Source organism: Streptomyces pseudovenezuelae (assembly GCF_029892565.1).
In the GTDB taxonomy this organism is placed as follows: Bacteria; Actinomycetota; Actinomycetes; order Streptomycetales; family Streptomycetaceae; genus Streptomyces; species Streptomyces pseudovenezuelae_A.
Map to the genome: position 1 here is coordinate 43,714 of NZ_JARXVH010000002.1, position 13,570 is coordinate 57,283.

Consider the following 13,570-nt stretch of genomic DNA (forward strand, 5'->3'; position numbering starts at 1 on the left):
GCCCATGCGCACGACGGTCGGCATCATCGGCGGCGGCCCCGCCGGGCTGCTCCTCGCCCGGCTGCTGCACCGCGCGGGCCTCGACTGCGTCGTCCTGGAGGCCCGGACGCGGGAGTACGTCGAGCAGCGCCAGCGCGCCGGAATGCTGGAGCAGGGCACGGTGGACGCCCTGCGCGAGGCCGGCGCCGCCGACCGCCTCGGCGCCGAGGGCCTGGTCCACCAGGGCATCGAGCTGCGCTTCGACCGCGAACGCCACCACATCGACTTCCCGGCCCTCACCGGCGGCCGCACGGTCACCATCTACGCCCAGACCGAGATCGTGAAGGACCTGGTCGCCCTCCAACTGGTCGAGGGGCCACCGCTGTTGTTCGAGGCGGAGGCCCTCGCGGTCGAGAAGCCGGAGAGCGAGGCACCGGTCGTCCGGTTCGTGCACGAGGGCCGCGAGCAGACACTGAGCTGCGACTGGGTGATCGGCTGCGACGGCTTCCACGGCATCGCGCGCGGCACCTTCCCGGCCGAGGTGTCACGCTCGTACGCGCACGACTACCCGTACTCCTGGCTCGGTGTCCTGGCCGATGTGGCGCCGTCCTGCGACGAGTTGATCTACGCGCGAGGGGAGGGCGGTTTCGCCCTGCACAGCATGCGCTCCGCGCACGTCTCACGCCTGTATCTGCAGGTCCCCAACGACACCGACCCCGACGACTGGCCCGACGAGCGCATCTGGGACGAACTCGCCGCCCGCTTCGCCGTCGACGCCGACTGGACCCTCAAGCGCGGTCCGATCACCGCCAAGTCCGTGACGCCGATGCGGAGTTACGTCCACGAACCGATGCGCCTGGGGCGGCTGCTGCTGGCGGGCGACGCCGCGCACATCGTGCCGCCGACCGGCGCCAAGGGACTCAACCTCGCCGTCTCCGACGTCCGCGTCCTGGCCCGCGCGTTCACCGAACTGCACCGCACGGGCTCCGAGCGACTCCTGGACACCTACTCCGAGGCATGCCTCGCGCGCGTGTGGCAGGCCACGCGCTTCTCGTACGACATGACAAGGATGCTGCATGCTCAGCCGGACGGGGACGCGTTCGAGAACCGGATACAGCTCGCGCGTCTGCGCCGAATCACCGCGTCCCGGCACGCGGCCGCCGAACTGGCCGCCAACTACACGGGACTTCCACTCCAGGGTTGAGTCCTACTCGCCGTTCTGCTCGGCCTGCGCCTGCTGCTCGGCGACGGCCTTGCGGACCTCGTCCATGTCGAGCTTGCGGGCCTGGCCGATGACGTCGGTCAGGGCGGCCTCCGGCAGGGCGCCCGCCTGGGCGTACACGGCGACCTGGTCACGCACGATCATCAGCGTCGGGATCGACTGGATGCCGAAGGCGGCGGCGAGCTCCGGCTGCGCCTCGGTGTCGATCTTGCCGAACACCAGGTCCGGGTTCTCCTCGGCGGCCTTGTCGTAGATCGGGGCGAACATACGGCACGGCCCGCACCAGGCTGCCCAGAAGTCGAGCAGGACGAATTCGTTGTCCGTGACCGTCTGGTCGAAGTTCTCCTTGGTGAGCTCCACGGTGCTGCTCATGACGTGTATCCCTACTTCCTCGGTGTCGGGGCGAAGCCGTCGGCACAACGCGGCCGACCGGTCACGTATTCCGCGCCCCTACCCGTGTGGCCTCCGGCCACACCACCCACCAGACTGAGCCCATGACGGAAACGGAATCCATCGCGTACGACGTAGTGGTGCTCGGGGCCGGGCCCGTGGGGGAGAACGTCGCGGACCGCACCCGTGCGGCCGGACTCTCCACCGCGATCGTGGAGAGCGAACTCGTCGGAGGCGAATGCTCGTACTGGGCGTGCATGCCCAGCAAGGCTCTGCTGCGCCCGGTGATCGCCCAGGCGGACGCCCGCCGGCTGCCGGGCCTCAGTCAGGCCGTACAGGGCCCGCTCGACGCGGCCGCGGTTCTCGCCAGGCGGGACTACTTCACCTCCCACTGGAAAGACGACGGCCAGGTCGGCTGGCTCGACGGCATCGGCGCCGACCTCTACCGCGGCCACGGCCGCCTCGCCGGACCCCGCACGGTCACGGTGACCGGCCCCGACGGGACCGTGCGGACGCTGACCGCCCGGCACGCGGTCGCCGTCGCCACGGGCACCGGTGCCGCACTGCCCGACCTGCCCGGACTCGCGGAGGTCCGCCCCTGGACCAGCCGCGAGGCCACCAGCGCCGAGGCGGCGCCGGGCCGGCTGGTCGTGGTCGGCGGCGGTGTGGTCGCCACCGAGATGGCCACGGCCTGGCAGGCCCTCGGCTCGCGCGTCACCCTCCTCGTCCGCGGCAAGGGCCTGCTCAACCGCATGGAGCCCTTCGCCGGCGAACTGATCGCCGAGGCGCTCACGGCGGCCGGCGTCGACGTGCGCACCGGCACCTCGGTCGAGTCCGTGACCCGCGAGAACGGCACGGTCGTGGTCGTCACCGGCCAGGGAGACCGCATCGAGGCCGACGAGATCCTCTTCGCCACCGGCCGCGTCCCGCGGACCGAGGACATCGGCCTGGACACGGTCGGCCTGGCACCCGGCTCCTGGCTCACCGTCGACGACAGCCTCCGCGTCACCGGCAGCCAGTGGCTCTACGCGGTCGGCGACGTCAACCACCGCGCCCTGCTCACCCACCAGGGCAAGTACCAGGCCCGGATCGCGGGCGCCGCCATCGCCGCCCGCGCCTCCGGCGTACCGCTCCTGGAGACCGACCCGTGGGGCGCGCACGCGGCCACCGCCGACCACAGCGCCGTGCCGCAGGTCGTCTTCACCGACCCGGAGGCGGCAGCCGTCGGCCTCTCGCTCGCGGAGGCCGAACAGGCCGGACGCCGGGTGCGGGCCGTCGACGTCGAGTTCTCCTCGGTGGCCGGCGCGGGCCTGTACGGGGACGACTACCGGGGCAAGGCCCGCCTGGTCGTCGACCTCGAACGCGAGATCCTGCTCGGCGTCACCTTCGTCGGCCCCGGCGTCGGCGAACTGATCCACTCGGCGACCGTCGCGGTCGCCGGCGAGGTGCCGGTCAGCCGCCTCTGGCATGCGGTGCCGTCCTACCCGACGCTCAGCGAGGTGTGGCTGCGTCTGCTGGAGGCGTACCGCGACAACTGACGTCCACCACAGGGAAGTTCACGCGGGGACCACCGACTCCAGGTGGTCCCCGCGCCCTGTCCCTACGGCAGTTGGAAGCCGAGTTCCCGCGCGGCCTCCTCCGGCGTCGGCCGGGCCCACCGCTCCGCCATCGCCTCGTTGGAGGACAGTGAACGCAGCTCGGCGCGGTCCAGATAGATCGTGCCGTCGAGATGGTCCGTCTCGTGCTGCACGATCCGCGCCGGCCAGCCGGTGAACACCTCGTCCACCGCGCGCCCGTGCTCGTCCTCGCCCGTCAGCCGCACCTCAGCATGGCGTGCCACCACCGCCTGCCACCCCGGCACGCTCAGGCAGCCCTCGAAGAACGCGGCCCGCGCGGTGCCGACGGGCTCGTACGACGGATTGACCAGCACCCGGAACGGCTGCGGCACCCGGCCCCGGGCGATCCGCACCTCGTCCGGCACCGGCGCCGGGTCCTCGATCACCGCGATCCGCAGCGGTACACCGACCTGCGGCGCGGCCAGGCCCACGCCCGGCGCCGCGTGCATGGTGACCCGCAGGGCCTCGACGAAACGGGCCAGCAGCGCGGGGTCCAGCTGACCGTCGAAGCGCTCGGTGCCCTTGCGCAGTACCGGGTCACCGGCGGCCACGATCGGCAACGGGCCGTCGGTGGCGAGGAGTTCCTCGACCAGGTCGGCAAGGGGTGCGGGGTCACGGGGAGTTGCCATCGAGCCAGGATGCCATGACGTTCCGCCACGACCGTTGCGCCGTGTGACGCAGGCCACTTGTGTCGCCGGGAACTCGACGCCCTCCGCCCCCGACTACTGGACCGCTACAGCCACACACCGTCCCTGTCCCCCCCGGAGATCCCGCCGATGTCCACCGCTCCCTCGACCACCACGGACGAGGCCCCGAAACCGGCCGCCGCCGTCCCCGCGCCGACCCCCTCCAGATGGGCCCCGCTGCGCCCCCTGGTGCTGCGCCTGCACTTCTACGCCGGAGTGTTCGTCGCACCGTTCCTGCTCGTCGCCGCCGTCACCGGCTTCCTCTACGCCGGCGCGTTCCAGGCCGAGAAGCTCGTGTACGCCCACGAGATGACCGTCTCGAAGGTCGGCGACACCAAGCTGCCCATATCCGAGCAGGTGACCGCCGCCCGCAAGGCCCACCCCGACGGCACCGTGTCCGCCGTACGCCCCTCGCCGGAGTCCGACGCCACCACCCGGGTGCTGCTGTCGGGCGTCGCGGGCATCGACCCGGACCACTCGCTCGCCGTCTTCGTCGACCCCTACACCGGCGAGGTGCGCGGCGCGCTCGAACAGTACGGCTCGACCGGCGCGTTGCCCCTGCGCACCTGGATCGACGAGTTCCACCGGGATCTGCACCTCGGCGACACCGGCCGGCTCTACAGCGAGTTCGCCGCGAGCTGGCTGTGGGTCATCGCGGGCGGCGGCCTGGTGCTGTGGTTCTCCCGCCGCCGGGCACTGCGCAAGGTGCGCGGCACCAGCGGCCGTCGGCGCACACTCGGTCTGCACGGCACCGTCGGCGTCTGGGCGGCGGCCGGGTTCATCTTCCTCTCGGCGACCGGCCTGACCTGGTCGACGTACGCCGGCGCGAACATCGACGAACTCCGCACCTCGCTCGGCCAGTCCACCCCGTCGGTCTCGGCGACGGCCGGCGGCGAGCACGCCGGACACGGGGCGGCCACCGCCACCGGCGACGCCGAACACGGGGTGGGCCTCGACACGGTGCTCGCGGCGGCCCGCGCCAAGGGTCTCACCGACCCCGTCGAGATCGTCCCGCCCGCCGACGAGAACTCCGCGTACGTCGTCCGCCAGGTCCAGCGCAGCTGGCCAGAGAAGCAGGACTCCGTCGCCGTGGACCCGACCAGCGGCGAGGTCACCGACGAACTCCGGTTCGCCGACCACCCGTTGCTCGCCAAGCTGACCCGCTGGGGCATCGACCTGCACACCGGCGTCCTGTTCGGACTGGTCAACCAGATCGCCCTGATGCTGCTCGCGGGCTCCCTGATCCTGCTGATCGTCTGGGGCTACCGCATGTGGTGGCAGCGCGGCCGGGGTTCCTCCTTCGGCCGGCCCATCCCGCGGGGCGCCTGGCAGAACGTGCCCCCGCAGATCCTCGTCCCGTGCGTCGCCGTCATCGCCGTCCTCGGCTACTTCGTGCCGCTGCTCGGCATTCCCCTGGCCGCCTTCATCGCGGCCGACATCCTGCTGGGCGAGATCGCCCACCGGCGGGGGACAGGGGCGTCTCGATGACAGACGACCCCCGTGCCACCTCGGTACGGAGGTGACCCGGGGGTCGGTCGTGCGGTGTGGCTCAGACCTGCTCGAAGTCGCCCGCGAGCGCCGAAGCGATGCGCAGGTGCGAGTCGGCCTCGTCGTCCCGGCTCTGCCGCTGCAGCGTGCGGCCGAGCAGCAGCCGGGCGTAGTGCTCCACCGGATCGCGCTCGACGATGACGCGCAACTCGCTCTCCGCGCGCTTCAGTTGGGCCGAGTGGTAGTAGGCCCGCGCCAGCAGCAGCCGGGGTCCGGTCTGCTCCGGCACCTCCTCGACCAGCCCGTCCAGCACCCGCGCGGCGGCCGTGAAGTCCTTGGCGTCGAAGAACAGCTGCGCGCGCTCCCTGCGCTCCGCCGGTGTTCCGTGGTCGTAGTACGTGGTGTCCACTCGTTGCCTCCTTCGGGCTGCACAACCGGGGGAGGTGATTGAATATTCCACTACCTTGTGGGCGTCGGACGGGTGTGCCTCAGGAGCGGCGCGCGGCCAGCTCCGCGTTCGCCCGCGCGGTCACCTGGGCCAGCACACGGCCGGCCGCCGCCAGGTCCTCGGCCGGGATACCGGCGTAGATCCGGGCGGATATCTCCCCGACCTCGGCCGACACCTCGGCGTAGTACGTCTGCCCGGCGTCCGTGAGCCGGACCTGCGAGGCCTCGGCCGCCAGCAGCCCCTTCGCGATCAGCTCGTCGAGGACGCCCTGCGTCTCGGCCGTGCCGACCTTGAGCGCGTCGGCGATCTCCTCGGCCAGCGCGTCACGCTCGACCGGTGCCCCGGTGACGCGGCCCAGGGTGATCTGCTGCTCGAAGGTGGCGTCGTGGTCGGCCAGGACGCTCTCCAGGACGGCGCGCCCCGCGTAGTGGGCCAGGCCGATGACGCGGCCGTTGGTGGTGGGTGTGGTGGTGGTCATGACTGCTCCGTCTCGTTGTCGTCGTGCTCGTTGTCGTCGTGCGCGGCGAACGTGAAGGGGTCCAGGGGTGCGTCGAGCAGGGTCGCCAGATCGCGCGAGAACTCCTTGGCGCGCGGGCTGTCGAGACCGCCGAGCGGCTCCAGCAACTGCTGCAACAGCCCCTGTACGACCTTGATCGCGCGCCCGGTGACCTCGCGGCCCTGCTCGGTGAGCGCCAGTTGTACGGCGCGGGGGTCCCGTGGGTCCCGGGCCCGCTCGACCAGGCCGGCCGCCTCCAGCGCGCGCGCCAGCTTGGACACGTAGAGCGGCTCCAGGCCCGTGATGTCGGCGAGGCGCCGCTGGCTGGGGCGCTCGTCGGCCCGCCGCAGTCCGTACAGCGAGGCCACCAGCACGTACTGCGCGTGGGTCAGCCCCAGCGGGGCCACCGCCCGGTCGACCGCGACCCGCCACTTCATCGACAGACGCCACACCAGTGCACCGGGCGTCGCCTTCTCCGAACCTGCGCTGGAACCCTTGCTCATGACGGATACAGTACATGGCTACTATGTCCATGGCTACTATGTTTCGGACGGACCCGACGGACCGGCAAACCCCGTTCGGTATCGCCCGGACGGCCCGGACTGACGGAACGGCTCTGACGGGTCTAGGTTGTGGGACATGAGCAATCTTGATCGCGAGGCGGTTCCCGCCCTGTGCGGTGGTCGTGGCTTCGTGGTGGCGGAGCCCGTGCGTGAACTTCTCAGCCCTCGTCGGGTACAGCTCGGCGCGTCCACGGAAGTCCGCCGTCTGCTGCCCAACCTGGGTCGCCGGATGGTCGGTGCCTGGTGCTTCGTCGATCATTACGGCCCCGACGACATCGCCGACGAACCCGGCATGCAGGTCCCGCCGCACCCGCACATGGGCCTGCAGACGGTGAGTTGGCTGCACGAGGGCGAGGTGCTGCACCGGGACTCCACCGGCAGCCTGCAGACGATCCGCCCGCGCGAACTCGGCCTGATGACCTCCGGCCGCGCGATCAGCCACTCCGAGGAGAGCCCGAGTCAGCACGCCCGGCTCCTGCACGGCGCGCAGCTGTGGGTCGCCCTCCCGGACGGCCACCGCCACACCGACCCGCGCTTCGAGCACCACGCCGAACTGCCGGTCGTCACGGCACCGGGCCTCAAGGCCACCCTGATCCTCGGCGACCTCGACGGCGCGACCTCGCCCGGCACGGCGTACACCCCGATCGTCGGCGCCGACCTGACGCTCGCCGGCGGGGCGGACGTACGCATCCCGCTGGAGCGGGACTTCGAGTACGCCGTCCTCGCGATGTCCGGCGAGACCCGCGTCGACGGTGTGCCGCTGCTGCCGGGCTCGATGCTCTACCTCGGCTGCGGCCGCGACGAACTGCCGGTGCGGGCCGAGTCGGACGCCGGTCTGATGCTCCTGGGAGGTGAGCCGTTCGAGGAGGAACTGATCATGTTCTGGAACTGGATCGGGCGGTCCCAGGAAGAGATCGTGCAGGCTCGTGAGGACTGGATGACAGGGTCGCGCTTCGGCGAGGTGAAGGGGTACGACGGCGACCCGATGCCGGCGCCCGAACTGCCGCCGGTGGCGTTGAAGCCGCGAGGCAGGGTGCGCTGAGCCGCTGAGCGCCCACCTGCTCCGCTCGCATTGTGGGCGCGGGCGACTCCGGCGCGCTCACGGCACACGACTCAGCGCAGAGCGATCAGGCCGATGGCCAGTGAGGCGCAGACCAGGCCGAGGACCTGACGACGGTTCAGGCGCTCCCCCAGAAGAAGCAGGGCGAGAACGACAGGGACGGCGGGGTAGAGGGACGAGAGCACGGTGGCCACAGCCATGAGCTGGTGCGCGGTGGCTTCCAGGTACAGCACGATCGCGGCCGTCCCGACCATGCCCGCCGCCACCGCCGTCGCCCATGCACCGGTCGGCATGGTCCAGCGCCCGCCGCCGTAGGGCGTCAGCACGGCGGCGATGACCACGACGGACACCACCCGGCTCAGCGCCACCGGCCACAGACCGCTGTCGCCGTCCACCTGTGCCATGGCCAGGAACTGCAGACCGAATCCCCCGCCGGCCACCAGCGCGCTCGGCACGCCCTCGGACAGCGTTCCGTGGCGCTCCCGGCCCGCACCCGGAGTGTTCTGGGAGACCAGCCAGAGCGCCGGCGGTACGGCGGCCATCCCCACCCACACAGGCGCGGAAAGGTGCTCCCCGAGGAGAATCACGCCGACCAGGACGGGCAGGGCCACCGCACCGACATCGCTCACGGGGACGACGACGCTCATCGCTCCCTGCGACATCGCCCGGTAGAGGAACGCGACCCCCACGCCCGTGCCGACCCCCGACAGCACTCCCCACCCGTAGTCCGCGAGCGCGGCCGAGCCGCCGGACAGACTCGGCGCCAGGACCAGTGCGAGCGCGGTGCCGCCCACCTGGGCATGCAGGGCGACGGTCATTCCTTGGTCCCGCCGGGACAGCAGACCGTTGACGAAGTGCGTGATGCCGAAGCACAAGGCGGACAACAGGGCGAGCGACTCACCCATCGCCCGCCCCGACGACGTCCCGTCGAGCGGGTGAAGGGGCTGCGAGTGACGGGGCCGACCACGTCCTGGGCACCAAAAACATGGCACACCGCCTACCCCCGTACACCGAACCAACGCGGCGCCGGCGAACGCTCGGTGGACGAGGGGGAGGGCGTCTTCCCTCCGGAAGGTCGGCTGTCATACCGAGGGGTCTCTATGCGATCTAGGCCGCTTTCATCGGTGCTTCCTGGAGCGGCGGATGAGCAGCAGCGCGATGAATGCGCCGGCCGCGGCGAGCAGCGGGCCACGGTTGGCCCGTGCCGCCTGCAGGCCCTTGCCTGCCTTCTCGCGTACCGGCTCCGGGGTCTTCTCCCGGGCGAGCTGCCCGGCGTGAACCGCCTTGTCGCGGACCTGCTCCGTAGCCGCGGTGGCCTTGACCCGCACCGCCTCCGGTGTCCTGTCCTGCACCACATGGACCGCGTGTGACGCCTTGTCCCGCAGTTGGGCCTTGGCCTGGGTCGTCTTCTCCTCGACCTGCTGCCTGACGGCGTCCGTCTTCTCCTGGGCGCGGGCCTTGACATCGGCCTTGGCCGCGAGCGCCTCGACGGTCTCACCGAGTTCCTCGCGTGTCGCCTCGACCTGTTCGCGCAGTTCCTCCGTGGAGGGTGCTGCCTCATCGCCCGTGTGCGGCTTGTCCTGGGTCATCGGTGTGCCTTCTCCTTGATCTCGGCCACGTCGGCCTTGACGCTGTCGATGGTCTGTTGCGGCGCAGGCGGGGCTGCCTTGCTGATCTGCTGCTTGCCGAGAGCCGCCATCAGCGCGGTGACGGCGGCCAGGACGGCGGTGACGATCAGCGCCGCCGCCCACACATCCATGACGAGCGAGAGCGCGGCGATCACGGTGGCCACCAGTGCCTGGAGGGTGAGAACACCCACCAGACCGGCGCCGCCGAACAGCCCGCCGCCCTTGCCGAAGCGCTTGCCCTTCTGGACCATCTCCGCCTGAGCCAGGCGCATTTCGTCGCGGACCAACTCCGACAACTGCTGCGAGGCACGTTGGACCAGGTCGCCGACCGGTTCCTGTGCTCCGCTGCCGGTGCGGGGGGAGCCTTCTGCTGTCATGGGTGCTCACCTGTCCTTCGTCGGCGTTCTCGGCAGGCCCTGTGTCGTTCGGCCGACCGGCCGTCTCCTGCCACCGTCTGATCGTGTGTCCGGGTACCCGGACAACGACGCCTCACCGCTCAGTGGTGGGTTTCGTCGCCGTGGCTGCGCAGTAGTTCCTTCACCTTGGCGACGGCGAAGCCCCAGCCCTGTTCGACGGTGGGTTTGGCGGGGACGGCGATCTCGTCCGGATTGGTGAGCACGTCGAGAAGGACGGGGCCGGGCGTGGCGAACGCGCGGCGTACGGCGTCGTCGAGGTCGCCGGGGTCGGTGACGCGGATGCCGGTGATACCGATGGCGGTGGCGACTGCGGCGAAGTCGGGGTTGTCCAGGACCGTCCCGAACTCGGGGAGACCGGCCTGTTCCTGTTCCAGCTTGACCATGCCGAGGCGGCGGTTGTCGAAGACGACGAGCTTGACCGGCAGTCGGTAGGTCCTGAGGGTCATGAGGTCGCCGAGGAGCATGCTCAGGCCGCCGTCGCCGCAGAACGCGACGACCTGGCGGTCCCGGTCCAGGTACTGCGCGCCGAGTGCCTGCGGCATGGCGTTGGCCATGGAGCCCAGGTTGTAGGAGCCGAGCAGCCGACGCGCCCCACGCATCTCCACGAACCGCGAGAGCCAGACGGTGGCCATTCCGGTGTCCGAGGTGAAGATCGCGTCGTCGGTGGCGCTGCGGTCCACGGCGGCGGCCAGCGCCTCCGGCCGGATGCCGTGCTCGCGGTTGTCCAGCGCGGAGCGGACCTTGCCGACCAGACCCCTGTCGTGTGTGGGGTCGGCGAGGCGTGCCTGGTCCTTCCGCCAGCCCAGGAAGCGTTCCCGTGCCTCCTCCAGGTGCCCGCGGTCGCGCGCGCCGCCCAGGTCGCCCAACTCGCCCGGCTCGGCGGCCAGATGGTCGAGCAGGTCGCGCGCGGTGGCACCCACATCGCCGACGAGGCCGATGTCCACCGGGACGCGGCGTCCGATGTGCGCCGGCTCGGTGTCGACCTGGATGACCGTACGGCCCTCGGGATACCAGTCGCGGTAGGGGAAGTCGGTGCCCAGCAGGAGCAGGGTGTCCGCGGTCTGCATGGCCCCGGCCGCCGCCGGGTTCCCGATCAGACCGGTCTGGCCGACCTGGAAGTGGTTGTCGCCCTCGAAGCCCTCCTTGGCCTTCAGCGTCAGCACCATCGGGGCCGCGAGGCGGTCCGCCAGCGCGAGGACGTCTCCGCGGGCGGCGCGGGCGCCCTGTCCGACCAGCAGGGTGATCCGGTCCGCATGGTCGAGGAGATCGGCGGCCCGGCGCACGGCGGATGCCTCGGGGCGCGTGGTGGGCGTGGTGAGGGAGAAGCGGGCCGGACGGTCGGCGTGCAGTTCCCGGTCGCCGATGTCGCCCGGCACGGTGAGGACCGCGACGCCCTTGCGGCCCAGGGCGTTGCGCACCGCCGTCTCAAGGAGCTGCGGCAGTTGGTCGGGATCCGTGATGGTGGCGCGGAAGACCGCCACGTCACGGAAGAGCAGGTCGTTGTCGATTTCCTGGAAGGAGTCGCTGCCCAGCTCGGACAGCGGGACCTGGCCGGCGATGGCCAGTACGGGCGTACGGCTCTTGGCCGCGTCGTAGAGGCCGTTGAGGAGGTGGACCGAACCGGGGCCGACCGTGCCCATGCACACCCCCAGACGGTCCGTGAGCTGGGACTGGGCACTCGCGGCGAAGGCGGCCGCCTCCTCGTGACGGCAGCCGACCCACTCCACGTCATCGGTGGTGCGGATGGCGTCGGTGAGGGGGTTGAGCGCGTCTCCCACGACGCCGAACACCTGGCGGACGCCGAGTTCGCTCAGGGCGTCCACGATGACGCGGGCGACGGTTCGTGCCACGGATTCCTCCAGGTCGGTTCCGGGTCGGTTCCAGGTCAGACGGTGAAGTGGTCGGGGTCGGCGGCCTTCCAGTCGACGGCCCAGTCGGCGGGCGGCTCGACCAGCAGTTGTCCGGGGGACAGCCACTCGTACAGCGCGTCGTAGGAGCGCACGGTCTGTGGGTCGACGCGCCGTCGCAGCATGTGCGGGTGGAGCTGTGCGGGGTCGGTGACTCCCATGGAGGCCATGATCTGGAGGGCGCTGCCGACGGTGGCCTCCTGGAGGCGCCGTACCCGCGCGGCCTTGTCGCCGACGTCCAGCGCGCGGGCCCGTCGCGGGTCCTGGGTGGTGACGCCGACAGGGCAGGTGTTGGTGTGGCAGCGCTGGGCCTGGATGCACCCGACCGCGAACATCATGGCGCGGGCCGCGTTGCCGTAGTCGGCGCCCTGGATCAGGCGTTTGACGAGGTCGGCCCCAGTGGCGATCTTGCCGCTGGCGCCGATCCGGATGCGGTCCCGCAGGCCCGCGCCGACCAGCGCGTTGTGCACGGTCATCAGGCCTTCGGTGAGCGGTGTGCCGATGTGGTCGGCGAATTCCAGAGGTGCGGCACCCGTGCCGCCCTCCGCGCCGTCGACGATGATGAAGTCGGGTGCGGTGCCCTCCTCGATCATCGCCTTGCACACGGCGAGGAACTGGCGCCGTGAACCGAGGCACAGCTTGAAACCGGCCGGCTTGCCGCCGGACAGCTCCCGCATCCGCGCTATGAAACGGACGAGTTCGCGAGGTGTGGAGAACACCCGGTGGTACGGCGGTGAGACGACCGTTCGTCCCTCGGGCACGTCCCGTACGCGGGCGATCTCCGCGTTGACCTTGGCTCCGGGCAGTACACCCCCGATACCGGGTTTGGCACCCTGCGACAGCTTGAGCGACACACACCGGACGCTCTCGCCCGACGCCTTCTCGGCGAACTCCCCGGCATCGAAGTCCCCGTCCCGGGTCCGGCAGCCGAAGTAGCCGGTACCGATCTCCCAGACCAGGTCACCGCCCGGGCGCAGGTGATACTCCGACAGCCCGCCCTCGCCGGTGTCGTGCGCGAAACCGCCTGCCGCGGCCCCCTGGTTGAGCGCCAGTACGGCGTTCGCGGAGAGCGAGCCGAAGCTCATCGCGGAGACGTTCAGCAGTGCCATGTCGTACGGCCGGGTGCAGTCCGGGCCTCCGATCCGCACGCGCGGCGGGTGCTCGGGCACCGGGCACGGAGCCATCGAGGGCACCAGGTACTCGTATCCCGCCTGGTACACGTCGCGTTCGGTCCCGAACGGCTCCTCGGCGGCGGTGCCCTTGGCCCGCTCGTAGACGATGCTGCGGATGTCCCGGTCGAAGGGCCGCCCGTCGAAGCTCCGCTCGACGAAGTACTGCTGCAACTCGGGACGGATGCGCTCCAACAGGAAGCGGGCGTGTCCGATCACCGGATAGTTGCGCAGCACCGAGTGCCGCCGCTGGGCCAGGTCCCACACGCCGATCACACCGAGCGCGGCCAGCGGCACAGCGGCCATCCACCACCAGGGCGACGCCACCACTGCCACACCGCCCACTGCGAGGGCGGCGCCCACGACCACCGCGACCATTCCGGTTCTCAGCACGAGCCACGAGTAACCCGCTTGACCCGTCTCATGCGGACCGACCGTGCCGACCTGGCGTTCCTGGACTTCACCGACGCCTGGCACGAGGGCCGGAAGGCGGCCACTACGG

The 13,570-nt window shown here is 71.3% G+C and carries 14 protein-coding genes; 4 read left to right on the forward strand and 10 right to left on the reverse strand.

Annotation, left to right across the window (positions count from 1 at the left end; translation table 11 throughout):
* The first annotated feature begins 4 nt into the window (after positions 1 to 4).
* Positions 5 to 1,183, forward strand: a complete 1,179-nt coding sequence (locus tag M2283_RS04910) for a 4-hydroxybenzoate 3-monooxygenase (protein WP_280874770.1) — start codon at positions 5 to 7, stop codon at positions 1,181 to 1,183.
* 3 nt (positions 1,184 to 1,186) lie between these two features.
* Here M2283_RS04910 and trxA read toward each other — a convergent pair whose 3' ends face one another.
* Positions 1,187 to 1,573 carry a thioredoxin gene (trxA, locus tag M2283_RS04915; protein WP_280874771.1) on the reverse strand — a complete coding sequence of 129 codons (387 nt, stop codon included), beginning with the start codon at positions 1,571 to 1,573 and terminating at the stop codon, positions 1,187 to 1,189.
* A gap of 122 nt (positions 1,574 to 1,695) precedes the next feature.
* On the opposite strand from trxA, the gene M2283_RS04920 reads away from it, so the two are divergent.
* A complete protein-coding gene (locus M2283_RS04920; protein WP_280874772.1) occupies positions 1,696 to 3,129 on the forward strand; it encodes a dihydrolipoyl dehydrogenase family protein in 1,434 nt (477 codons plus the stop codon).
* A gap of 62 nt (positions 3,130 to 3,191) precedes the next feature.
* On the opposite strand, the gene M2283_RS04925 is transcribed toward M2283_RS04920, so the two are convergent.
* Positions 3,192 to 3,836 carry a peptide deformylase gene (locus M2283_RS04925; protein WP_280874773.1) on the reverse strand — a complete coding sequence of 215 codons (645 nt, stop codon included), beginning with the start codon at positions 3,834 to 3,836 and terminating at the stop codon, positions 3,192 to 3,194.
* Between the two features lie 147 nt (positions 3,837 to 3,983).
* On the opposite strand from M2283_RS04925, the gene M2283_RS04930 reads away from it, so the two are divergent.
* Positions 3,984 to 5,381, forward strand: a complete 1,398-nt coding sequence (locus M2283_RS04930) for a PepSY-associated TM helix domain-containing protein (RefSeq protein ID WP_280874774.1) — start codon at positions 3,984 to 3,986, stop codon at positions 5,379 to 5,381.
* A 61-nt stretch (positions 5,382 to 5,442) separates the two neighbouring features.
* On the opposite strand, the gene M2283_RS04935 is transcribed toward M2283_RS04930, so the two are convergent.
* From M2283_RS04935 to M2283_RS04945, 3 genes are all read right to left on the reverse strand, one after another.
* A complete protein-coding gene (locus M2283_RS04935; protein ID WP_280874775.1) occupies positions 5,443 to 5,790 on the reverse strand; it encodes a tetratricopeptide repeat protein in 348 nt (115 codons plus the stop codon).
* 79 nt (positions 5,791 to 5,869) lie between these two features.
* Positions 5,870 to 6,307 (reverse strand): MarR family transcriptional regulator, encoded by a 438-nt coding sequence (locus M2283_RS04940; protein ID WP_280874776.1) that lies wholly within the window; start codon positions 6,305 to 6,307, stop codon positions 5,870 to 5,872.
* Positions 6,304 to 6,828 carry a MarR family winged helix-turn-helix transcriptional regulator gene (locus M2283_RS04945; protein ID WP_280874777.1) on the reverse strand — a complete coding sequence of 175 codons (525 nt, stop codon included), beginning with the start codon at positions 6,826 to 6,828 and terminating at the stop codon, positions 6,304 to 6,306. The genes M2283_RS04940 and M2283_RS04945 overlap by 4 nt, the downstream gene beginning before the upstream one ends.
* A gap of 136 nt (positions 6,829 to 6,964) precedes the next feature.
* Here M2283_RS04945 and M2283_RS04950 point away from each other — a divergent pair, with 136 nt between their 5' ends.
* Entirely contained in the window at positions 6,965 to 7,930 is a 966-nt protein-coding gene (locus M2283_RS04950; RefSeq protein WP_280874778.1) for a pirin family protein, read from the forward strand.
* A 71-nt stretch (positions 7,931 to 8,001) separates the two neighbouring features.
* Here M2283_RS04950 and M2283_RS04955 read toward each other — a convergent pair whose 3' ends face one another.
* From M2283_RS04955 to M2283_RS04975, 5 genes are all read right to left on the reverse strand, one after another.
* The gene (locus M2283_RS04955) at positions 8,002 to 8,853 is read right to left on the reverse strand and encodes an EamA family transporter (RefSeq protein ID WP_280874779.1); all 852 of its coding nucleotides are present in this window, start codon (positions 8,851 to 8,853) and stop codon (positions 8,002 to 8,004) included.
* A 213-nt stretch (positions 8,854 to 9,066) separates the two neighbouring features.
* Positions 9,067 to 9,537 carry a DUF3618 domain-containing protein gene (locus M2283_RS04960; protein WP_280874780.1) on the reverse strand — a complete coding sequence of 157 codons (471 nt, stop codon included), beginning with the start codon at positions 9,535 to 9,537 and terminating at the stop codon, positions 9,067 to 9,069.
* The gene (locus M2283_RS04965; protein WP_280874781.1) at positions 9,534 to 9,953 is read right to left on the reverse strand and encodes a phage holin family protein; all 420 of its coding nucleotides are present in this window, start codon (positions 9,951 to 9,953) and stop codon (positions 9,534 to 9,536) included. The genes M2283_RS04960 and M2283_RS04965 overlap by 4 nt, the downstream gene beginning before the upstream one ends.
* 119 nt (positions 9,954 to 10,072) lie before the next feature.
* Positions 10,073 to 11,842 carry a thiamine pyrophosphate-dependent enzyme gene (locus M2283_RS04970; RefSeq protein WP_280874782.1) on the reverse strand — a complete coding sequence of 590 codons (1,770 nt, stop codon included), beginning with the start codon at positions 11,840 to 11,842 and terminating at the stop codon, positions 10,073 to 10,075.
* A 35-nt stretch (positions 11,843 to 11,877) separates the two neighbouring features.
* A complete protein-coding gene (locus M2283_RS04975; RefSeq protein WP_280875550.1) occupies positions 11,878 to 13,446 on the reverse strand; it encodes an FMN-binding glutamate synthase family protein in 1,569 nt (522 codons plus the stop codon).
* Positions 13,447 to 13,570: the final 124 nt, after the last annotated feature.